The sequence below is a fragment of the Nonomuraea sp. NPDC050691 genome (assembly GCF_040654455.1).
In the GTDB taxonomy this organism is placed as follows: Bacteria; Actinomycetota; Actinomycetes; order Streptosporangiales; family Streptosporangiaceae; genus Nonomuraea.
The window spans coordinates 19,088-39,912 of record NZ_JBFAIA010000041.1 but is presented as its reverse complement, the minus strand read 5'-3'; the positions used below and the strand labels follow the sequence as shown (position 1 = coordinate 39,912).

The following is a 20,825-nucleotide window of genomic DNA, read 5'->3' as shown; positions in this document are numbered from 1 at the left end:
TTCATATCCCGGCTTGACAGTCCCGCCGCGGGCCGGGCCGGAGGCGGCGATACCGCCAACAAGGCCGCACGTCCGCAAATATGCTGCTTTTTCTTGGATCTATGACCGTTACTCCCCATTCCAGGGGGTCACAGTCGAACGTGTTCAGTTCCCGCATAGAGTGTCTTGAGTGAGTGTCGCGCTCGGAACCACCCGCCCGCTACCGGTTCGCACCACGCCCGTGGGCGACCCCGGTGACCTGCTGGCTTCCCTGCCGAAGACCGCGCCGTTCGCGTGGATCCGGCACGGCGAGGGGCTCGTCGGCTGGGGGGAGGCCGCTCGCGTGGAGGTGCCGCCGGGTCCGCGCCGTTTCGCGTGGGCCCGTGAGTGGCTGGCCGAGGTGCTCGGCGACGCCCACATCGACGACGCGGTCAAGACGCCCGGGTCCGGGCCGGTCGCCTTCGGCACGTTCACCTTCGACGAGAACGCGCCCGGCTCCACGCTGATCGTCCCCCGGACGATCCTGGCCCGCCGCGACGGCCGCGCCTGGCTCACGACCGTGGGCGAGCCGGGCCTGCAGCCGTTCACCCCGATCCGTACGCCGGGCCGCATCCGCTACAGCGACGGCAGCCTCACCGCGCCCGAGTGGGAGCACATCGTCGCCCGCGCCTCGCGCCGCATCCGCGCCGGCGAGCTGGAGAAGGTCGTCCTCGCCCGCGACCTGCTCGCCACCGCCGAACGGCCCATCGACATTCGGCTCCTGCTGGCCCGCCTCAGCCGCCGCTACCCGGAGTGCTACACGTTCTCCGTCGCGGGCCTGGTGGGCGCCACCCCCGAACTGCTGGTCCGCCGTACCGGCAAGCACATCGAGTCGCTCGTACTGGCCGGGACGACGCCGCGTGGCACCAGCGCCGCCGACGACGTCGCCCGGGGCGCGGCGCTGTTCGCCTCCGAGAAGGACCGGCACGAGCACGAGTGCGCGATCGCGTCGGTCCGGCAGACGCTCGCGCCGCTCTGCGCCTCCCTCCACACCCCCGACGAGCCGGAGCTGCTGGTCCTGCCGAACGTCCAGCACCTGGCCAGCCACGTCACCGGGCGGCTGGCCGACGGGGCGTCCGTGCTGGACGTCGTCGCGGCCATGCACCCGACCGCCGCCGTCGGCGGCACCCCGACCGGCACGGCGATCGAGGTGATCCGCGAGCTGGAGGGCATGGACCGCGCCGGGTACGCCGGGCCGGTGGGCTGGATCGACGCCCACGGCGACGGCGAGTGGGGCATCGCCCTGCGCTCGGCGATCGTGGAGGGGCGCCGCGCCCGACTGTTCGCGGGAGGCGGCATCATGGGCAACTCCGACCCGGCGTCGGAGCTGGCCGAGGCCCAGGCGAAGTTCCGCGTCATGCAGTACGCCCTGGAGGGGTGAGCGCCTCGCCGTCTCAGGCCGACGGGACGTGGATGCCCTCGCCGGTCTCCACGCGGGCCCGCCCGGCGGTGAGCGTCGCCAGCCACGCGGTGAACGCGGGCACCTCGTCCTCCCCCACCGCCACCGCGAACTCGACGGCCGGCCCGTACGCCACGTCGCGCACGGCGTACCGCGACGCGCGCAGGCCGTTCTCCACCCGTCCCGCCTGGTCGTGCGCCACCGACACGCGCACCAGCCGGGCCGGCACCATGCGCACCGCCTCGGCGCGGTCCAACGTCTCCGTCACCGCCGAACCGTAGGCCCGGACCAGGCCGCCGGCACCGAGCAGGACGCCGCCGAAGTAGCGCGTCACCACGGCCACCACGTCGCTGAACCCCCGGCCGACCAGCGCCTGCACCATGGGGGTGCCGGCGGTGCCGCCGGGCTCGCCGTCGTCGTCCCCCTTCTGCACGCGCTGCCCGATCACGTACGCGGTGCAGTTGTGGGTGGCGGCCGCGTGGATCCGGCGCCGCCCGGCGATGAACTCCTGCGCCTCCTCGACCGCGCTCACCGGCGCCACCGCGCAGACGAACCGGGAGCGCCGCGCCTCCGTCTCGTGCTCGACGGCGGTTTTCAGGGTGAGGTACGAAGAGGACACGTCACCAAGCTACCGCCTTTACAAAGTAGATCAACGGCGTGGATCGAGAACGGCGACGTCAACGCGCGCACGGCGCTGCGCGAGGCGATCCGCCGGACGCTCGACGCCGACCCCGCCCTGACGAGCGAGCCGGCCCTCATCGCATGCGCGACGCGGCCGCTCACGACTTCAGCTTGAGCCTCTTCCTCGACGCCCCCGGGAACACGACGACCAGGTGCTGCTCCTCCCCCGCCTCGTCGACCCGCACGTGGACACGGAGCCGGTAGCGGCCCTTCCCCTTGATCGCCAGGTTCGGCATCGGGGCACCCGCGCCCGCGTCTCCGCCCTCGCCCTTCTCCGGCACGGTGAGCCGGCCGCTGCGGCTGACGATCGGCACCTCGGTGACCTGGTCCCACCCGGCCGTCCGCTGTGGCGGCGCGGCGCGGAAGGCCTTCACGGTGAGGCACAGATCAGAGACGTCTTCGACGTGCCCGACGAGCACCGTGCTGCCGGCCACCCCGATGAGGGTGCTGTCGTCGTAGACCTTGTCCATCGCCTGCTCCGCCGCCTCGTCGGCCGATTCGTCCTCGGGATCGTGGACGAGATAGCCGTGATCGCCGTCGACGAACAGGAAGTAGTTGGCCGTGGCCTGGACGACGCCCTTCGCCCGGGGCCACGGGTCGCGGCACTTCGCGTTCTTCTCGGCGATGTAGGCGGTGTTCGCCGCCTCCGTCTCCGCGGCCGACCGCAGCAGCTCGGGATGGGTCGCACCGACGATCTCCGGGCAGACGTGGACGAGGTCCCAGGGGTCCGCGCCCCAGGCGGGCCGCGCGCTCCCGGCCCGCGTCAGAATCGCCTCCTGCTCGTCGCGGTCCTTCGTACGGCACAGCGTCCGCCCGTACGCGAGGATCGCCTGGTCCGGCAGGTCGTCCGGGAACATGGGCGGGACTCCGCCCTCTCTGCTCCGCGCTCGGCACAGGAACGCGGCGTCGCGTTCCGCGGGTTTCAGGTCGCCGAAGCCGGGCCGGTCATAGCAGTCGATCGACCAGCCGGTGTAGGTGTTGTGCGGCGTCTGCTCCGGGTGGATCATCGCGATGATCGGCAGTACGGTCACGGCCGCCACCGCGAGGCGGATCACGCGCCGCCGCGCGGGCGGAAGGTCCGCCGGGTGGTCCTCAGCGGGCAGTTCACGGGCGGTCGCCGCGATCCACACGGTGCTGACGAGCCCCACCGCGTCCACAAGGACCAGCATCGCCAGATGACCGCTGGAGATCCTTCCGAGGAGAAGGTTGAGCGGGATGACCAGCGCGTAGACTCCCACCGACAACCACCCGGCGACCTGCGTGCCGCGGCTCCACCGGCCGTCGCGCCGCTGCCCGACGACCGTGATGATGGTCGCCGCCACTCCGCCCAGCATCAAGCCCACTTCGACGACGCCGCCCGATCCGAGCTCCGGGAGGTCGAGTTCGTCGAGAAGCGGGTTGGCCGTCCCGGCCAGCTCGACCGCGAACATCGCCCCGGCCGCCGCGCGCAGCACGCGGGACCGCCAGCGGATGACGAGCAGGTAGAGGACGTCGATCGCGGTCCATAGCGCGAGCTGGAATGCCGCGTCGACCGCGTCGGGCAGCAGCCCGATCGGGTACCACAGGACAAGGATGTACGCCACCGCCAGATACAGCAGCCGGCGCAGCGCCTTCGCCCGGCGGTCCAGCGGTCCCTGCGCGGGGGCGCGCAGGATCAGCCACAGGAGCGCGGCCTTCACCAGGGCGGCCACGAGCAGCGCCACAACCGTCGGGGTGTCGAACCCGCCGCGGGCGTGGAATTCCCCATAGGCGGTCGGCGGCGACCATTCGGCGGCCACCCAGAGCCAGGCGTCGTCGAGCACCAGGCCCGCGAGCGCCGCCGCAAGAGTCAGACCTACCGAGCCGATCCTGATAATCCGCCAGAGATCATCCGAAAGCACGGGACGCGATCTTAGCGCGGCGGTCGGCCTTCAACGCCCGACTGTCGGTGCGGATCCATAGGCTGCGGCCCATGATCGACACCACGTTGTGCGAGACACCCGCATGAACGCCGTCCAGGAGCTGCTCGACCGGATCGAGGCAGGCTCGGTGGCGAACCTCGTCACGTACCTGAACGGTCTCGGCGAGGACGACAAGCGCGTGGCCGCCCGGCACCTGCCCACTCATCTCGGCGAACGCCGGCGTTCCGGGTTCGAGGCCGAACAGCGGGTACGCGAGCTGGCCCTCCTCTACCGTCTGGCCGGAGCGGCCTGCCTGGGCGGGCCCGGACAGGTGGCGAGCTGGCTCGACCGGCGTGAGCTGCGCTGGGTGAAGCCGGAGGCCGACGCCGCACACGTCATGTCCGTGCTCAGCGACCGGCCGGAGGAGTGGCGGCGCGACCTGGCCGTACGCCTGGTGCAGCGGCTGCGGCCGGCCACCGGTTCGACGTGGCAGCGCATACAGGCGCTGGGAAACTGGGATCTGGCCGCGGCGCTGGTGATCGAGACGGGCGCGGAGCCGCCGGAGAACGACGCGTTCGTGTCCGGATGGGTGTTGCGTATGGCCGAGCGGCAGCGGTTGAACCCGAACCGGGTGCTCGCCGGCGATCGGCTGCTCGATCACATGCTGCCCCGCCTGTTCCAGGCCCAGGGCGTGGCGGACGGGCTGATGTGGGACCGGGGCTGGGGAGACGGCCCCACCGTCCTCGGGCAGCTCGTCGCGATGGCCGGGACGGGCCGCGTACCGCGCCAGGTGCTGCTCGACGGCTGTGTGAGCCGGTTCCTGGCCGGAGCCGACGCGGCCGAGGCCGCCCCCTTCGTCACCATGTGGCGGGAGCTGGAGCCGGAGGCGGCCGAGGTGCCGGTGGCCGACTTCGTACGGATGGTGCCATCGGCGTCCTCGCCCGTGGTGCAGCTCGCGCTGGAGGAGCTGCGGAGGGCGGAGCCGGCGCTCGACGGGGAGCTGTTCGCCGAGGCGGTCCAGGCGCTGGCGTACCGGCCGGAGAAGAAGTACATGGCGGCCGCGGTGAAGTGGATCGCCGCCGCGTCGCCGTCCAGGGGCGCACTCGCGGTCGCCGCGCTCGCCCCCGTCTTCCACGTGGACACGCCCAGCCTGCGCGAACGCGCGGTGCGTGTCGCGGTCAAACTCGCCCCGCACACCGCTGAGCCCGGCAGGGAGGCGATCCGCGAGGCGGCCGCCTGGCTGCCCGCCGACCTGCGCGAACGGGTCGCCGCCGCTTTCGGCGCGGTGGAGGAGTTCCAGCCGGAGCCCATGAGCGCCGCGACGCTGACCGCGACGCCGCTGCCCGCCCTGGCCCCGCCCATGACCTCGGTCGCGGAACTGGCCGCCGAGCTGGCCGAACCGCTCTGGCCGGAGGTGCCCGCTCAGTTCGAGCGCATCCTCGCCGCTCTGGTCAGGCTCACCCACCAGGACCGCGACGCCGTCGTGGCGGGGTTGCAGCCCTGGTGGCAGACGAACTGGCGGCATCCGTTCGACGCGCACACGTACGCGCACGGCATTTCCGGCTTCGACGAGGACATCCGTTCTCTGCTGGCGCGTTGCGCGCTGGCCGTCGTCTCACCCGCCGACAGCCGTGTGCTGACCGCGACGCTGAACGAGAGCAGCAGCCGCTGGCCCAGCTCCGAACCAGCCCCGCAACGATTCGTCCAGCGGCGTTTCCGCGAGGTCATGTCCCTGTTCGAACGGGGCGAGTCGATCCCTGTGCTGCTGGCCACCCCGACCTCGCCCACCGGACACGTCGACGCCGCGACCCTGCTCACGCGCATGGAGGAACTGGGCGACACCGAGCCGCTGGAGACCGACTTCCTGCAGGCGCTGCTGCGGTTGCCGCGCCACATCGATCCCGGACTGGTGGTGCGGGCGGAGAAACTGCCGTCCCAGGCGGGCCGGCGGCTGGCAGCCTGCCTGCGCGACGGCGGGCTGCCCGAGCCCGTCGTCACGTGGGAGCTTCTGGCGTTCGACCGCCCGGCGTCCTACCAGCAGTCGCTGCAGGAGGCCCATGCCGGCCTCACGCCGCCCGAGGGCGTCTCCGGGCAGCTCGCCGAACTCTGGACGCTGCACCCCAAGCCCGGCTATCCCCCCTTCTCCCGGCACATGGTGTGGTGGCCGCCCGCCATGCCGTCCCACCGTGAGGCCGTCGCGGCCCACGTCCTGGCGTGCCTGCCGTGGGCCGCGGACAGCACTACCGGCCAGGTCGAGGTCGTGGCCGCCCTGGCGCACACCGGCGGCCCCGCGGGCATCGCGACCGCCGGCGCGATCGTCATCGGCATGGGGCATCGGCTCCCCGCCCAGCGGGCGCTCGCCGCCGACGCGATCATCACCCTGGCCGCGTACGGTGACCTGCCGGCAGCCGACCTCGGCCGCGCCGTGGGCCGGATGGTCCGAGGCGAACAGGTCAAGCTCCATCGGGTCACCGGCGTACTCGACGAGGTCACCTCAGCCGGGGCGCACGCCGAGGTGTGGACCGCCCTGAAGGAAGCGATCCCGCTGCTGCTGCCCGGGCCCGGCGAGAAGGCCAAAGCCGGGCTGGGCGAGCTGCTCAAGGTCGCCGTGCGAGCGGCGGAGTCGACCGGGGCGCGGGGCGACATACCGAGGCTGGCGGACCTGGCCGCGCGCAAGGGCTCAAGCCAACTGCTCCACCAGGCACGACGCCTGTACGAAGTGATCGCGGCGTAGTGCACGCGGACCCGGTAGTGGCCCGGGCGGCCGTCGAGGGACAGGTTGGGCAACTCGGCGCCGCCCAGATCGTCCCTGAGCACGATCTCGCCGGTGGGTCGATCACGCCCGGGGGCCGATCCAGACGACTGTGGCGGGATTCCCGTCGTCCATCTGATCGCATGGGGGGCGACATCGACCCCCGCTCAGAGGATCAGACCCGTGAGCACCGCAGCGCCCGGACTCGGCGGTCCGGGCGAGGGTCAGGCCGTCAACGCGGTGCGCAGCTTGGTGAGCACGGCGCGCAGGATGCGCGAGACGTGCATCTGCGAGATCCCGAACTCCTTGGCGATCTCCGACTGCGTCATGTTGCCGTAGAAGCGCATCAGCAGGATGTTCTTCTCCCGGGGCGGCAGTGCGTCGATGAGCGGCTTGATCGCCTGCGCGTCGAGCAGGGTGTCCAGCGACTGGTCCTGCGCAGGCAGGAGGTCACCCAGCTCGGCCGCCTCCTCGTCGCCGTTGCCGACCGGGGCGTCCAGCGACAGCGCCGAGTAGGCGGTGGACGCCTCCATCGCCAGCAGCACGTCCTCCTCGGAGATGCCCAGCTTGGCGGCCAGTTCGGCGACGGTCGGCGAGTGTCCGAGGACCTGGGTCAGCTCGGCCGTCGCCTTGTTGATCTCGATGCGGCGTTCCTGGTAGACGCGCGGCACGCGGACAGCCCAGGTGCGGTCGCGGAAGTGCCGTTTGACCTCGCCGAGCACGGTGACCATGGCGTATCCCCTGAACTCGTGCCCGAGGGAGGGGTCGTAGCCGTTGACGGCCTTCATCAGGCCCACGTAGGCGGCCTGGCGCAGGTCGTCCATGGACTCGCCGCGGTAGCGGTAGCGGCGGGTGATCTCGCTCACCAGTCCCTCGTGCATCTCCACCAGACGCTCGCGGATGCGCGCGGCGTCCAGGTCGGAAATGCCGGGGTCGGCCAGGCGGGTCAGGAGTTCCTCGGCGGTGAGCTGGCGGGATGTGGTGGTCAGGACGGGCACGTGCTTCTCCCAGATGTGCCGGCGGCCCCGTCCATGAGAAAAAGCCCATGCAGAGGCACGCCTCGTTTCGCGTGAGAGGAAGCCCTCTGCTGGACTTCGAGATCCACCATCCCCGCCGGCGCCCCTCCTCTCACCTGCTAACGGTAACGGATTCATAACTAACAGCCCAAAAGTCGCGGCCATCGAACCGTATGCTGTACGGTACAGCGTACCGATACGATGGAGGCATCGCTTGACCCCGAACGACATCCGGCCCTTCCGCTTCGAGCCCGACCGCGGCGACCTCGACGACCTGCGGGAGCGACTCGACCGGGTGCGCTGGCCCGACGAGGTCCCCGGCCTCGGCTGGCAGTACGGTGTTCCGCTCGCCCGCATGAAGGAGCTGGTCGGCCACTGGCGCACCGGCTACGACTGGGACGCCGCGCTGGCCGAGCTCAACGCGCACGACCAGTTCGTCACGGACATCGACGGCCAGAACGTCCACTTCCTGCACGTCCGATCCGCCCGCCAGGACGCGTTGCCGCTGCTGATCACGCACGGCTGGCCCAGCTCCCCGGTCGAGTACCTCGACGTGATCGAGCCGCTCGCCCGCGACTTCCACCTGGTCATCCCGTCCCTGCCCGGTTACGGCCTGTCCGGCCCGACCACCGAGACGGGCTGGGGCTCGACCCGGATCGCGAAGGCGTGGCTGGAGCTGATGACCCGCCTCGGCCACGAGCGGTTCGGCGTGCAGGGAGGCGACTGGGGCACGTGGATCTCCCGAGAGATCGGCGTGCTCGCGCCCGAACGGGTGGCCGGCATGCACGGCAACGGCATCATCTGCTTCCCCATCGGCGTTCCCGGCGAGCTGGACGGGCTGACCGAGGTGGAGCAGGAACGCATGGCCTTCCGCGAGCGCTACCTGACCGGCCAGTACGGCTACAAGCTCATCCAGTCGGCCCGGCCGCAGACGTTCGCGTACGGCATGGCCGACTCCCCCGTGGCGCTGCTGGCCTGGTTCGCGAGCGTCTACCACGAGTGGAGCGACGAGCCGATCCCCGACGACCGGCTGCTCACCACCGTCATGCTCTACTGGCTGACCAACACGGCCGGCTCGGCGGCCCGCTCGTTCGTGGAGACGCCCGACACCGACCAGGACACCAGCGTCGAGTGGGAGCTCAAGCCGGCGACGGTGCCCACGTCGATCTCGGTGTTCCCGAAGGACATCCTGCGGCCGATCCGCCGATTCGCCGAGCGTGACAACGCCGTCGTCGGCTGGGTCGAGCACGAGCGCGGCGGCACGTTCGCCGCGCTGGAGCAGCCGCAGGCGTACGTCGAGGACGTGCGCGCCTTCTTCGCCACGCTCCGGTGACGGCACGGAAGATCTCGCCCGGCACACAGTCCGGACCTTGACGGATCTTACACTCAGGGCATGGCCGCGCTTACTCTGGTGGTCATGTCCGTGACCCCTCTGCGGGGTGGTCCCGCACGTGAGGCCGAGCTGCTCGGCGCGGTGCTCGAGGTGTTACGCGAGACCGGTTACGACCGGCTGAGCGTGGACACCGTCGCGGCCCGGGCCAGGGCGAGCCGGCAGACCGTCTACCGGCGGTGGCGGACGAAGGCGGACCTCGTGGTGGCGGCGTTCGTCAGCGCGGCCTCCCCTCTGCCCGACGTGCCCGACATGGGGAGTCTGCGCGGCGATCTGCTGTGGCTGATGGAGTTCCTCGTCGCCGAGTTGGAGCAGCTCGGCGACGTCATCGCCGGTCTGGTGGGCGAGATCCGGCACAACAGGGAGCTGGCCGCCGCCGTCGACCGGCACTACGTGACGGGCCGCAGGCGGCTCATGCTGGAGGTGTTCCAGCGGGCCTGGGACCGGGGGGAGCTGGCGGCGGCCGCCGACACCGAGCTGTTGTGGCAGCTCGGCCCGGCGGCCCTGCTGTTCCGCGGGCTGATCAGCGGCGAGCCGGTGGACGGCGACCTGGCCCGCCGGCTGGTCGACCACGTCCTCCTGCCCCTCGCCCTGGCCCGCAGATGACGATTCCCGGCGGAATCACTCGCGCCGCAGCTCGTGCTCCAGCTCCTCCAGCTCCGCCCCGCCCGCCATCAGCCCTGTCAGCTCCTCGCGGGTGATGTCGGCCTTGCCGTACTCACCGAGGCTCGTGCCCCGGTTGAGCAGCAGGAACCGGTCGCCCACCGGGTAGGCGTGGTGCGGGTTGTGGGTGATGAACACGACTCCGAGCCCCCGGTCGCGGGCCCGGACGATGTAGCGCAGCACGACGCCCGCCTGCTTGACGCCGAGCGCCGAGGTCGGCTCGTCGAGGATGAGCACCCGGGCGCCGAAGTGCACGGCCCGGGCGATCGCCACCGACTGCCGCTCGCCGCCCGACAGGGTGCCGACCGGCTGGTCCACGTCGCGGATGTCGATGCCCATGGCCAGCAGTTCCTCCCGGGCGATCCGGCGGGCCCGGGCCACGTCGAAGGCCAGGCCCCTGCGCGGCTCGGAGCCGAGGAAGAAGTTCCGCCACACCGACATCAGCGGGATCATGGCGAGGTCCTGGTAGACGGTGGCGATGCCCCGGTCGAGCGCCTCGCGCGGGCTGCCGAGGCGCACCTCCCGGCCGTCCACGAGGAACGTCCCGGCGTCGTGCCGGTGCACCCCCGACAGGATCTTGATGAGGGTGGACTTGCCGGCGCCGTTGTCGCCGAGCACACAGGTGACCTCGCCCGCCGCGACCCCCATCGACACGTCCCGCAGGGCCAGCACCGAGCCGAACGTCTTGCCGATGCCGCGCGTCTCGATGATCAATGCTTCACCTCCTCGGCGTACCGCCTGACCAGGCGGTTGGCGAGCGTGGCCAGCAGCAGCATGGCGCCGAGGAAGAACTTGAACCAGTCGGCGTCCCAGCCCAGGAACACGATGCCCTTGTCGGCCATCCCGAAGATCACCGCGCCGACGGAGGCGCCGATCGCGGAGCCGTACCCGCCGGTGAGCAGGCAGCCGCCGATCACCGCGGCGATGATGTAGATGAACTCCTGCCCGATGCCGATGTTGGCCTGCACGGACGTGTAGCGCAGGGCGAGGATCGAGCCGACCAGCCAGGCCGCGAACGAGGTCGTCATGAACAGCGCGATCTTCGTGCGCGCGGCGGGCACGCCCACGGCCCGGGCCGCCTGCTCGTTGCCGCCGACCGCGAAGATCCAGTTGCCCGCGCGGGAGCGCATGAGCACCCAGGTCGCGACGGCCGTGACGAGCAGCCACCACAGGATCGCCACCCGGAACGGCGTGCCGCCGATCTCGACGGTGCCGGCCAGGAGCGTGCGGGCGCCCTCGTAGCCGTCGGCCCGGCGCAGCCCGCTGACCTGCACGGTGCCGGTGAGCGCCTTGGTGACGCCGAGGTTGACGCCCTGGAGCATGAGGAACGTGGCGAGCGTGACGATGAAGCTGGGCAGGCGGGTCCTCGTCACGATCAGCCCGTTGGCGTACCCGATGGCCAGGGCCACGACCAGGCCCACGAGCATCGCCGTCCACACGTCCAGGCCGTACCGGGTGGCGAGGGTGACGAGGATCAGGCCGGTCGTGCCGGTGAGGACGCCGGCCGACAGGTCGAACTCACCGCCGATCATCAGCAGCGCGATGGCGACCGCCATGATGCCGAGCGTGGCCGCCGGGTCGAGCCAGTTGGCGACGCCCTGCGGCGAGCGGAACACCGGCGACTGCGCCGCGAAGAACGCGAACACCGCGACCATCCCGACGACCGCGCCCAGCTCGGGGCGGATCAGCAGCCGTCGCGCCAGGCCGGCGCGGGCGACGCGCTCGTCCGCCCCGCCGGCCACCGCGGTCACGACTGCCCTCCGACACGGGTCATCGGGTGCCCGCCTCGGCCAGCTTGGCGACCTGCTCGGCGTTGTCCTTGGTGACGAAGCCGGGGCCGGTGTTGACCGGCAGCCCGCCGCCCACGGTGTTGAGGTTCTTCTTGTACAGGGTGAGGAACGTGACGGGCAGCCACCCCTGGAGGTACTGCTGCTGGTCCACCGCGAACAGGATCTCGCCGTCCTTGATGGCCGTCACGACGTCACCCGACAGGTCGAACGTGGCGAGCTTGGCCTGCGAGCCGGAGTCCTTGACCGCGTCGCGCGCGGCGACCGCGACGGCCGGGTTGAGCGCGAGCACGCCGTTGACCTGCTTGTCCGACTGGAGCTTCGCGGCGACCTTGGACGTGACGTCGGCGAGGTTGCCCACGTCGACCTGGAGCCGCTCGACCGTGCCGCCGAGGCCCTGCTCGGCGCCCTTGCACCGCTGGTCGAGACCCACGTTGCCGGCCTCGTGGACGACGCACAGCAGCTTGGTGACGCCCGCGGCCTTGAGCTGCTCGCCGGCGCCGCGCCCGGCCACGTCCTCGGACTGGCCGACGTGAGTGATCGCGCCGAACGCCTTGGACGAGGCGGCCCCCGAGTTGATCGTCACGACCGGGATCTTCGCGGTGACGGCGCGCCCGACGGCCTCCTTCAGCGCGTCGGGGTTGGCCATGGACACGACGATGCCGTCCACCTTCTGCGAGACGGCCTGGTCGATGAGCTGCGACTGCTTGCCGGGGTCGCCGTCGCCCTGGTACGTCACGGTGACGCCGTACTGCTTGCCGGCCGCCTCGGCGCCGTTCTTGACCACGTCCCAGAAGGCGTCGCCCGCCGAGGCGTGGGTGATGACGGCGAACGTGCCGCCGCTCGCCGCGGGCGGCGCGGAGCCGGAGGCCGGAGCGCTCTCCGCACCCGCGCCTCCGGACGAGGAGGAGCAGGCGCCCAGCGTCAGCGCGCAGAGCAGGGCCAGCACGACAGGGGTTCGTCTCACAGGACACCTCCATGACCATCAGGCTCGCCCCGGTTGTACATCAATATCAATTCTTTGTATAGACATACGGACCAATGCGATCGATCCTTGGAACGGAAAGCTACGTTCCGCTATACTGCGGGACATGACGACCCCACCCTTGAGCGGGCGCAAGGCCCAGGCCGCGCGCAACGACGAACTGATCCTGAAGGCGGCGCGGGCGGTCTTCACCGCGGACCCCGGGGCGCCGATCGCGGCGGTGGCGGAGCGGGCCGGCGTCGGGATCAGCGCACTCTACCGCCGCTACCCCAGCAAGGAGGACCTGCTGCGCAAGCTGTGCTTCGACGGGCTGCAGCTCTACATCGCGGTGACGGAGAAGGCCCTGGACGACCAGGGCGACCCCTGGGAGGCGTTCGCTGGCTACATGCGCGGAATCGTGGACGCCGACACCAACTCGCTGACCATCAAGCTGGCCGGCACCTTCCAGCCCACGCCGGAACTGGGCGCGGCGGCGAGGCGCGCCTCCGAGCTGGCCACGCGCGTCCACGCGCGGGCCGTGGAGGCCGGGGTGCTCCGGCCGGACGTGACGACGGCCGACATCGCGCTGCTGTTCGAGCAGGTGGCGTCGGTCAAGCTGGGCGACGAGGAGCGCACGGCGCAACTCCGGCACCGCTACCTGGCGCTGCTGCTGGACGCCCTGCGCCGCCCCGCCACCCACGGCGGCCTCCCGGGCCCGGCCCCCGAGGACCCCGAACTCGCCGCCCGCTGGGTCCCCTGACGGCTTCCCGCCCAAAGACGCGAGCCGGCCGAGAGGGCGCAGCACATCAGGCGCCCGAGCCGTCACGGCGAGAGGGCCGGGCCGATCCTCACCTCACTCCGCCACCTCATTCCTTCCTCCCCCTCAGAAGACGCGAGCCGGCAGAGGCGGCGCGCCATGTCAGGCGGCCGCGCCGTCACGGCGAGAGGGCCGGGCGAGGCGAAGGGGGCGAGCAGGCGGAGGGTGTAGGCGCTTGGCGGGGTGAGGTGGCGGAGGGGTCAGGCACGTGACGGGAGGGAGGGCGCGGAAGGGGTCAGGCACGTGACCGGGAAGAGCGCGGAAGGCGTCAGGCGGGTGGCGGGGAGAGGTGGCAGGACAGGGCCAGGGTGCGGCGGGCGCGGGCCACGATCGGGGCGTCAACGAAGCGGCCGTCCGGCAGCGCCACCGCGCCCAGCCCCTCGCGCTCCGCCCGCTCGGCGGCCTCGGCGATCTCCGCGGCCCGGGCCGTCTCCTCCTCGGTGGGCGTGAAGGCCCGCCGGATCACCGGGATCTGCCGCGGGTGGATGGCCGCCCGGCCGAACATCCCGATCCCCCGCCCCGCCGCGCACGACGCCAGCAGCCCCGCCTCGTCCCGCACGTCCGGATAGACGGACATGGGCACGGGCGGCAGACCCGCCGCGGCGGCGGCCAGGACGACCTGGAGACGTAGCTGGTTGAGGGCGGCCTCGTCGGTGATGGACAGCTCGGCGGCCAGGTCCTGCTCGCCCAGCGCCACGCCCGCCACTCGCGGGTGGGCGGCGATGGCGGGAGCCGCCAGGATCCCCGCGGCCGACTCCAGCACCGCGTACGCGGGCACGGGGCAGTCGCCGAGCGCGTCCAGAACCCCGGCCGACTCGACCTTGGGCAGCCGGAGACCGTCGAGTCCGGGCAGGCCGGCGAGCGCGGCCACGTCGTCGCGGCCTCGCGGCGTGGTCAGGTCGTTGACCCGCACGTGGATGGCCACGTGGCTCCCAGCCCGTTCAGCCTGTTCAGCCTGTTCAGCCTGTTCGGCCGCGTCAGCCGCTCCGGACGCGCTGAACGCGCCGGACGTGGTGGATGCGCGCTCGCGCACATAGGCGGTGACGTTGGCGCGGGCCTCGTCCTTGCGGGCGGGCACGACCGCGTCCTCCAGGTCGATGATCACCACGTCCGCCCCCGACGCGACGGCCTTGGCGAACCGCTCGGGCCGGTCCCCCGGCACGTACAGCCAGGAGACGGCCGGCCGGTGGAAGGCGGGCGCTCCGGACGCCGGGGACGTCATCCGATCACCCCCTTGGCGCGCAGGCCGGCGATCTCCTCCGCCTCGTAGGCCAGTTCCCCCAGCACCTCGTCCGTGTCGTGCCCGAGCGGCCGGCCCGGCCAGCGCACCTCGCCGGGGGTGCCCGAGAGCCGGAACAGCACGTTCTGCATCGTCACCGTGCCCAGGTCCTCGTCCGGCAGCTCGACGAACGTCTCCAGCGCCTCGTACTGCGGGTCCCGGGCGATGTCCCGGACGTCGTAGATGGGCGCGACCGCCGCCTCCGCCTCCTCGAAGCGGGCGACGACCTCGTCGGCGTCGCGGGCGGCGATCCAGGTGGCGACGGCCTCGTCGAGCTCGTCCACGTGCGCGACCCGGCCGGCCCCGCTGGAGAACCACGGCTGCGCCACCAGGTCGGGCCGGCCGACGAGCGTGACGACGCGCTCGGCGACCGCCTGCGCGCTGGTGGACACGGCCAGCCAGCGGCCGTCGCGGGTGCGGTAGGTGTTGCGGGGCGCGTTGCTGCTGGAGCGGTTGCCGGTGCGGCGCGGCACGACGCCGAGCGCCTTGTACGCGGTCATCTGCGGGCCCAGCAGGCCGAGGATCGGCTCGATGATCGCCATGTCGACGACCTGCCCGCGTCCGGTCCGCTCGCGGGCGTGCAGCGCCACCATGATGGCGTACGACATGGCGAGGCCCGCAATGCCGTCGGCCAGCGCGAGCGGCGGCAGCGTGGGCGGCCCCTCCGGCTCGCCGGTCATGGCCGCGAACCCACTCATCGCCTCGGCCAGCGTCCCGAACCCGGGGCGCCGGGCCATCGGGCCGCTCTGCCCGAAGCCGGTCATGCGGGCGACGATCAGCCGGGGGTTGAGCTTCAGCAGGTCCTCGGGGTCGAGGTCCCAGCGCTCCAGCGTGCCGGGGCGGAAGTTCTCGATGAGCACGTCGGAACGGGCGGCGAGGCGGCGCAGGATCTCCTGCCCCTCGGGGCGCGACAGGTCGATCGCGGCGGCGCGCTTGTTGCGCGACAGGGACTTCCACCACAGGCCGACGCCGTCCACCGAGGCGCCGTGCCCGCGCGCCGGGTCGCCGCGCCGGGGGTGCTCGATCTTGATCACATCGGCGCCGAAGTCGCCCAGCATCATCGCGGCGGAGGGGCCGGCGAACAACGTCGCGGCGTCGATGACCCGCAGGTCGGCGAGGCTCGTCATGGCTTATAACTTATAAGAAGTACATGTCGGGTCAACCGGGGGCCTTCGTGCGCGACACTGAACTCATGCCCAGCTCCGATCCGCGCCCCTCCGTGACCCCGCCCATGAGCAAGGCGGACTACGTCTACGGCGTGCTGGCCGAGGAGATCCGCACCGCCCGCATCCCGGGCGGCACCGCGCTGCGCGCGGCGGCGGTCGCGCGCCGCCTCGGGGTGTCGGTGACGCCGGTCCGCGAGGCGCTGCGCCGGCTGGAGAAGGACCGGCTGATCAGCTACGAGGCCCACCACGGCGCCACGGTGGTGGACCTCGGCGACGACGCGCTGGAGGAGTTCTACGGCCTGCGCGCGGTGGTCGAGGGCCTGGGGGCCCGGCTGGCCGCCACGCGGGTCACGCCGGAGGAGCTGCAGTGGCTGCGCGACCTGCACGCCGCGATGGCCCGCGACGCCGCCGGAGGGCGGTTCGACCGGCTGGGCGAGCAGAGCCGGCACTTCCACCTGCGCATCGCCGACATCGGCGGCCCCGCCTTCCTGGGCCAGCACGCCCGGGCCGTGCACGACAGCTTCCCGGTGCCCGCCACGGCCTCGCTGTGGCTCGACCCCGCCCAGGTGCCGCACCAGCTGGAGGCGCACGAGGGCATCCTGGACGCCCTGGAACGCGGCGACGGCGCCGCCGCCGAAGAGCTCATGATCGAGCACGTGCGGCGGGCGGGCGAGCACCGCCGCGACAACCCGCCGACCGACTGAACCGCCTCACCCTGAACCGCCTCACCCTGAGCCGCCTCACCCTGAACCGCGTCACCCTCAGCCGCGAGCCCGCCTCGGGCGGGCCCGCCCAGGCGCGGACGGCTTCCGCGCGCGGGCCCGCGGACGGTCAGGTGGCGAGCGCGGCGCGGATCTCGGCCAGCACGTCCAAGGTCTCCGCGGCGTCGTGGGCCGAGCGCGACAGCCGGGCGAACGCCTCGTGGTGCGCCTCGACGGTCTCGGGGTCGTCCACCACGGTCGAGCCGTGCAGCAGGTGCAGCACCAGGACGCCCCGCCGGTCCGGCCCGGCGAAGCCGAGCAGCGTGAACGGCGGCCCGTGGTAGAGGTGGCCGGTCTCGGCGCACGGCCGGGTCACCTGGACGGCGACCTCGGGCCGCCCGGCCGCCGCCGCGATCGCGTCGACCTGCCCGGCACGGTCCGCCGGGCGAGCCAGCGGCGGGTCGAGCAGCGCCCTGCGGTCCACGACCGCCCGCACGCGCGGGCCGCCGTCACGCTCGAGCAGCTCCTGCCTGCGCAGGATCACCGCGGCACCGGCCTTCACCTGCTCGGGCGTCAGGCCCGGGTGGCCGCAGGCGCGGACCGTGGCCTCGGCGTAGGCGGGCGTCTGGAGCAGGGCGGGGACGAACATGGGCGCGTACGCGTCGACCTCCACGGCCTCGTCCTCCAGCGCCAGGAACCGCGACAGCCACAGCGGCATCTCCGGCGCGTCGAACCAGCCGGGCTCCCGCTCGCCGCGCAGCAGCGCCAGCACGTGCCACCGCTGCGCGGGGTCGTGCACGCCGTACAGCTCCAGCAGGGTGGCCGTGGTGGACTCGCGCGGCGCCACGTGCCCGTGCTCGATGCGGTAGACCGTGGACGTGTTCAGCCCGGCCGCCTCGGCGGCCGTCTTCATGGACAGCCGGCGCGCCTGCCGCAGCGCCGCGAGCCGCGCAGCGACGATCTCATGCATACGTCGAATCCCCCACGCCGGTGAGAGTGAGCCAGGCCGGGACCTGGTGTGTTGCAACATACCGGCGCTTGATGCACGATGGCCACCTCTTGATCTAGACCCGTCATGCATACGCCGACCGGGAAGGGCCGACGCCGTGGCCTACACGTGGATGCTGCGTCCCGACTACCGGACTCCCCCGGCGCCCGCGGGCGAGGCCGTCCCCGCGGGCCCGTGGCGTCACGCCGACAACGGGCAGGTGATGAACGGCGTCTACGAGCGTTTCCTGCCCGGCCTGCGGATCGAGGTGGTGGCGATCTGGTACGGCTACGCGCTGAGCCGCTGCGACGGCCCGCGCATGCCCCGCTTCACCAGTCCCCTCGTGTCCGCCTGGAACCCGGTGCTGGCCCAGGGCCTGACGTCCGGGCCGGGCGCGCCGTCGCCGTACCGGGACGAGTGGTGGTGCGACCGGTGGATCGCCGAGGCCCTGCTGTACGGGCGCAAGCCCTTCGGGGTGTTCACGCTGCCAGAGGAGGAGGCGATGCGCTGGTTCACCCGCAGCGGCGGCACGGCCCTGGTCTACCGGGCGCAGCGGGCCGGCGACGGGCTGGTCCGGGTGGTGGCGGGGCTGTCGGAGCCGTACGGGCGATTGTTCGACGTGGACGCGCTGATCGCGGACTACCGGCGGGCGCTGCCGGGCGACCTGGGCGAGGAGGAGGCGGAGGCACTCGCCGCACACCGGGCGTCCTCCCCCGCCCTCGGGTACGTGCTGCGCGACGACGCCGAGGGCTCGTTCCGGCGGGCGCCGCTGTCGGTGCGCGGGCTCACGCTCGGCTATCCGCCGTACGAGACGGCGGCCCGCATCCTCGCCGAGAAGGGTGCGAGGATAGGGGTGTGATCCGCGGCGTCCTGCTCGACCTTGACGGCACCCTGCTCGACCACCGTTCGGCGGCCGACGCGGCGGTCACGCACTGGCTGTCCGGGCACGCGCCCGGCCACCCGCGCCTGGCCGAGGCGGCCGCGCTGTGGCAGGCACTGGAGGAGCCGCACCTGCGGGCCTGGCACGCCGGCGAGTGCTCGTGGGAGGAGCAGCGCCGCCGGCGGATCCGGGCGCTGTGCGTGGAACTGGCCGTGACGGTGCCGGACGACCTCGACGCGGCGTTCGGCGCGTACGCCACCCGCTACCGGCGGAGCTGGAGCGCCTACCCGGACGCGGCGGAGGCGGTCGCGGCGCTGGCGGGGTTCCGGCTGGGCGTGCTGACGAACGGGTCGCAGCGCATGCAGGAGGCCAAGGTCCGGGCGATCGGCTTCGGCGGACAGGTCGGGCCGGTGCTGACGGGCGAGGTGCTGGGCGGGCGCTACAAGCCGGCTCCGGCCTGCTACACGGCCGCGGCGCGGGCGCTGGGGCTGGCGCCCGGCGAGGTGCTGCTGGTGGGCGACGACGTGGTCAACGACGTGACGGGGCCGGCGGCGGCCGGGATGCGGTCGGTGTGGCTCGACCGGCTCGGCGTGCAGCCGCCACCCGCGGGGTTCCCGCGCATCACGTCGCTGTCGGAGCTGCCGGCGCTCGCCCGCGACGGCCTGCCCACGGCGTGAGCCGCCGCCTCCACCTGACGCGCGGCCCCGCTCCGCCCGGTCGGAGCGACCTCAGGGCCGCGTGCGGTCAGGGGGCGACCTCGGCCAGGGCCGAGGCGGCCAGGTCGAAACCGCCGACGCAGGCGAGGTAGTCGCCCGTGGCGAGCGGGTCGCCCAGGTAGACGCCACCCGCCTGACGCACGAGCAGGGCGCCGGCCGCCACGTCCCACGGGTTGGCGCGCGTACCGTACGCGGCGTCCGACCACCCGGCGGCGACGTGCGCGAGCTTGAGCGCGGCGCTGCCCACCCGGCGCACCGCCGAGAACGACGTCAGGAACCGGCCGTAGCGCCGCAGCGCTTCGTCCCCGGCGGCTATGTCGCGGGGCGTCGGATAGCTCGTCAGCAGCATGGCCTCCCGGTCGCCGGCGGCGCCGGCGCTGCGGATGGGCGTGCCGTTGCACCAGGCGCCCGCCGTCGAGGCGGTGAACTCGTCGTCGCGCACCGGGTCGTACACGACGCCCGCGACCAGTTCCCCGTCCACGGCGGCGGCGATCGAGACGCAGAAGAAGGGCAGCCCGGCGGCGAAGTTGGCGGTGCCGTCGATCGGGTCGACGTACCAGCGCAGCCGGCCGGAGCCGGTCGCCCCGCCCTCCTCACCGAGGACGGCGCTGCCGGGCCAGCGGCCCCCGATGACGGCGCGGATGGTCTCCTCGGCCGCCTTGTCGTGCTCGGTCACCGGGTCGTGGAAGTCGCTCTTGGTGGCCACCTCCGGGCGGGAGCGGAACGCCTTGCGCAGCCGCGGACCGACCGCCCGGGCGGCCTCACTGGCCGTCTCCAGCAGCGCGTCGTACGGGAACGACGTGTCCTCGTGTGGCGTGGCGTTCATGCCCGGCTCCCCCTCGTGGCCTCGACACCGCGGTATGAGGGCTCCCCTGCCCATTCCGGCGGGGTTCCCCCTTCGATCATGCCGTACGAGCTCCATGACCGTCGCATTTGTCTGGACATTATGACCTGCGTTAACCTGATCGGCATGACCGCGAATCTGGCGATCGACCTGGACCGATCCAGTCCCGTGCCGCTCTATTTCCAGGTGGCCGAGCAGATCGCCGAAGCGATCCGGCGAGGCGACCTGGTGCCCGGCGCCCGGCTCGACAACGAGATCCTGCTGGCCGACAAGCTCGGGCTGTCCAGGCCCACCATCCGCCAGGCCATCCAGTATCTCGTGGACAAGGGCCTGCTCGTCCGCAAGCGCGGCGTCGGCACCCAGGTGGTCCACGGCCAGGTCAAGCGGTCGGTGGAGCTGACCAGCCTGTACGACGACCTGCGCCGCGCGGGCCAGGAGCCGGCCACCCAGGTCATCGCCCTGGAGCCGCGGACCGTCGACGAGGAGATCGCGGCCATCCTCGGTCTGGAGCCGGGCACCGAGGCGCTCTACCTGGAGCGGCTGCGGTTCGCGGCCGGCGAGCCGCTGGCCCTGCTGCACAACTGGCTGCCCCTCGGCCTCGCCCGGCTCGGCGCCGCCGAGCTGGAGACCCGGGGCCTGTACGAGCTGCTGCGCGGCGCGGGCGTGCGGATGCGGGTGGCCAACCAGCGCATCGGGGCCCGCGCGGCGTGCCAGAGCGAGGCCAGACTGCTGGGCGAGCGGCGCGGGGCCCCGCTGCTCACGATGATCCGTACCACGTACGACGACCAGGGCCGGGCCGTCGAGCACGGCTCGCACGTCTACCGCGCCTCGCACTACTCCCTGGAGGTCACGCTCATCGAGCGCTGACCAGCGGCGGGTCGCCC

The 20,825-nt window shown here is 72.7% G+C and carries 19 protein-coding genes; 9 read left to right on the top strand and 10 right to left on the bottom strand.

Going from position 1 to position 20,825, the window contains the following annotated elements; all coding sequences use genetic code 11:
• Positions 1-169 precede the first annotated feature (169 nt).
• Positions 170-1,399 (top strand): isochorismate synthase, encoded by a 1,230-nt coding sequence (locus tag AB0H81_RS17870; RefSeq protein ID WP_358375583.1) that lies wholly within the window; start codon positions 170-172, stop codon positions 1,397-1,399.
• 13 nt (positions 1,400-1,412) lie between these two features.
• Here AB0H81_RS17870 and AB0H81_RS17865 read toward each other — a convergent pair whose 3' ends face one another.
• The gene (locus tag AB0H81_RS17865; protein WP_358375582.1) at positions 1,413-2,036 is read right to left on the bottom strand and encodes a YigZ family protein; all 624 of its coding nucleotides are present in this window, start codon (positions 2,034-2,036) and stop codon (positions 1,413-1,415) included.
• Positions 2,037-2,196: 160 nt separating this feature from the next.
• A complete protein-coding gene (locus tag AB0H81_RS17860; protein ID WP_358375580.1) occupies positions 2,197-3,978 on the bottom strand; it encodes a hypothetical protein in 1,782 nt (593 codons plus the stop codon).
• Between the two features lie 88 nt (positions 3,979-4,066).
• On the opposite strand from AB0H81_RS17860, the gene AB0H81_RS17855 reads away from it, so the two are divergent.
• Positions 4,067-6,712, top strand: a complete 2,646-nt coding sequence (locus tag AB0H81_RS17855; RefSeq protein ID WP_358375578.1) for a DUF6493 family protein — start codon at positions 4,067-4,069, stop codon at positions 6,710-6,712.
• A 242-nt stretch (positions 6,713-6,954) separates the two neighbouring features.
• On the opposite strand, the gene AB0H81_RS17850 is transcribed toward AB0H81_RS17855, so the two are convergent.
• The gene (locus tag AB0H81_RS17850) at positions 6,955-7,728 is read right to left on the bottom strand and encodes an RNA polymerase sigma factor SigF (RefSeq protein WP_358375576.1); all 774 of its coding nucleotides are present in this window, start codon (positions 7,726-7,728) and stop codon (positions 6,955-6,957) included.
• Between the two features lie 232 nt (positions 7,729-7,960).
• Here AB0H81_RS17850 and AB0H81_RS17845 point away from each other — a divergent pair, with 232 nt between their 5' ends.
• Together AB0H81_RS17845 and AB0H81_RS17840 are read left to right on the top strand one after the other, a co-directional pair.
• A complete protein-coding gene (locus AB0H81_RS17845; RefSeq protein WP_358375574.1) occupies positions 7,961-9,079 on the top strand; it encodes an epoxide hydrolase family protein in 1,119 nt (372 codons plus the stop codon).
• A 60-nt stretch (positions 9,080-9,139) separates the two neighbouring features.
• Complete coding sequence (locus AB0H81_RS17840) at positions 9,140-9,742, top strand: TetR/AcrR family transcriptional regulator (RefSeq protein WP_358375572.1); 603 nt, start codon at positions 9,140-9,142, stop codon at positions 9,740-9,742.
• A gap of 15 nt (positions 9,743-9,757) precedes the next feature.
• Here AB0H81_RS17840 and AB0H81_RS17835 read toward each other — a convergent pair whose 3' ends face one another.
• From AB0H81_RS17835 to AB0H81_RS17825, 3 genes are read right to left on the bottom strand one after another with little or no spacing between them, the layout of a single operon-like run.
• The gene (locus tag AB0H81_RS17835; protein ID WP_358375571.1) at positions 9,758-10,513 is read right to left on the bottom strand and encodes an ATP-binding cassette domain-containing protein; all 756 of its coding nucleotides are present in this window, start codon (positions 10,511-10,513) and stop codon (positions 9,758-9,760) included.
• Positions 10,510-11,550 (bottom strand): ABC transporter permease, encoded by a 1,041-nt coding sequence (locus AB0H81_RS17830; protein ID WP_358375569.1) that lies wholly within the window; start codon positions 11,548-11,550, stop codon positions 10,510-10,512. Before AB0H81_RS17830 ends, AB0H81_RS17835 begins: the two co-directional genes overlap by 4 nt.
• A 19-nt stretch (positions 11,551-11,569) precedes the next feature.
• Positions 11,570-12,553, bottom strand: coding sequence for a sugar ABC transporter substrate-binding protein (locus AB0H81_RS17825; RefSeq protein WP_358375568.1), 984 nt, complete (start codon positions 12,551-12,553; stop codon positions 11,570-11,572).
• A gap of 124 nt (positions 12,554-12,677) precedes the next feature.
• Here AB0H81_RS17825 and AB0H81_RS17820 point away from each other — a divergent pair, with 124 nt between their 5' ends.
• Positions 12,678-13,310 carry a TetR/AcrR family transcriptional regulator gene (locus AB0H81_RS17820; protein ID WP_358375566.1) on the top strand — a complete coding sequence of 211 codons (633 nt, stop codon included), beginning with the start codon at positions 12,678-12,680 and terminating at the stop codon, positions 13,308-13,310.
• Positions 13,311-13,635: 325 nt separating this feature from the next.
• Here the strand turns inward: AB0H81_RS17820 and AB0H81_RS17815 are convergent, their stop codons facing one another.
• Entirely contained in the window at positions 13,636-14,589 is a 954-nt protein-coding gene (locus AB0H81_RS17815; RefSeq protein WP_358375564.1) for a CoA ester lyase, read from the bottom strand.
• Positions 14,586-15,773, bottom strand: coding sequence for a CoA transferase (locus AB0H81_RS17810; RefSeq protein ID WP_358375562.1), 1,188 nt, complete (start codon positions 15,771-15,773; stop codon positions 14,586-14,588). The genes AB0H81_RS17815 and AB0H81_RS17810 overlap by 4 nt, the downstream gene beginning before the upstream one ends.
• 65 nt (positions 15,774-15,838) lie before the next feature.
• Here AB0H81_RS17810 and AB0H81_RS17805 point away from each other — a divergent pair, with 65 nt between their 5' ends.
• Positions 15,839-16,516: a GntR family transcriptional regulator gene (locus AB0H81_RS17805; protein WP_358375560.1), complete on the top strand. Its 678-nt coding sequence runs from the start codon at positions 15,839-15,841 to the stop codon at positions 16,514-16,516.
• Positions 16,517-16,643: 127 nt separating this feature from the next.
• Here the strand turns inward: AB0H81_RS17805 and AB0H81_RS17800 are convergent, their stop codons facing one another.
• Positions 16,644-17,483 carry a helix-turn-helix transcriptional regulator gene (locus AB0H81_RS17800; RefSeq protein ID WP_358375558.1) on the bottom strand — a complete coding sequence of 280 codons (840 nt, stop codon included), beginning with the start codon at positions 17,481-17,483 and terminating at the stop codon, positions 16,644-16,646.
• Positions 17,484-17,619: 136 nt separating this feature from the next.
• Here AB0H81_RS17800 and AB0H81_RS17795 point away from each other — a divergent pair, with 136 nt between their 5' ends.
• Both AB0H81_RS17795 and AB0H81_RS17790 read left to right on the top strand, forming a co-directional pair.
• Positions 17,620-18,360, top strand: a complete 741-nt coding sequence (locus AB0H81_RS17795) for a hypothetical protein (protein WP_358375556.1) — start codon at positions 17,620-17,622, stop codon at positions 18,358-18,360.
• Positions 18,357-19,058 (top strand): HAD family hydrolase, encoded by a 702-nt coding sequence (locus tag AB0H81_RS17790; RefSeq protein WP_358375555.1) that lies wholly within the window; start codon positions 18,357-18,359, stop codon positions 19,056-19,058. Before AB0H81_RS17795 ends, AB0H81_RS17790 begins: the two co-directional genes overlap by 4 nt.
• Before the next feature lie 67 nt (positions 19,059-19,125).
• Here the strand turns inward: AB0H81_RS17790 and AB0H81_RS17785 are convergent, their stop codons facing one another.
• On the bottom strand, positions 19,126-19,923 hold the full coding sequence (locus AB0H81_RS17785) for an inositol monophosphatase family protein (protein ID WP_358375553.1): 798 nt from the start codon (positions 19,921-19,923) through the stop codon (positions 19,126-19,128).
• 144 nt (positions 19,924-20,067) lie between these two features.
• On the opposite strand from AB0H81_RS17785, the gene AB0H81_RS17780 reads away from it, so the two are divergent.
• Complete coding sequence (locus AB0H81_RS17780) at positions 20,068-20,808, top strand: GntR family transcriptional regulator (protein WP_358375551.1); 741 nt, start codon at positions 20,068-20,070, stop codon at positions 20,806-20,808.
• The last annotated feature ends 17 nt before the right edge of the window (positions 20,809-20,825 follow it).

Bases quoted from the DNA above. Each gene is read 5' to 3' on its own strand.
- AB0H81_RS17810 (WP_358375562.1), bottom strand. From the start codon at position 15,773: ATGACGAGCCTCGCCGACCTGCGGGTCATCGACGCCGCGACGTTGTTC.
- AB0H81_RS17800 (WP_358375558.1), bottom strand. From the start codon at position 17,483: ATGCATGAGATCGTCGCTGCGCGGCTCGCGGCGCTGCGGCAGGCGCGC.
- AB0H81_RS17820 (WP_358375566.1), top strand. From the start codon at position 12,678: ATGACGACCCCACCCTTGAGCGGGCGCAAGGCCCAGGCCGCGCGCAAC.
- AB0H81_RS17840 (WP_358375572.1), top strand. From the start codon at position 9,140: ATGGCCGCGCTTACTCTGGTGGTCATGTCCGTGACCCCTCTGCGGGGT.
- AB0H81_RS17780 (WP_358375551.1), top strand. From the start codon at position 20,068: ATGACCGCGAATCTGGCGATCGACCTGGACCGATCCAGTCCCGTGCCG.
- AB0H81_RS17785 (WP_358375553.1), bottom strand. From the start codon at position 19,923: ATGAACGCCACGCCACACGAGGACACGTCGTTCCCGTACGACGCGCTG.
- AB0H81_RS17805 (WP_358375560.1), top strand. From the start codon at position 15,839: ATGCCCAGCTCCGATCCGCGCCCCTCCGTGACCCCGCCCATGAGCAAG.
- AB0H81_RS17815 (WP_358375564.1), bottom strand. From the start codon at position 14,589: ATGACGTCCCCGGCGTCCGGAGCGCCCGCCTTCCACCGGCCGGCCGTC.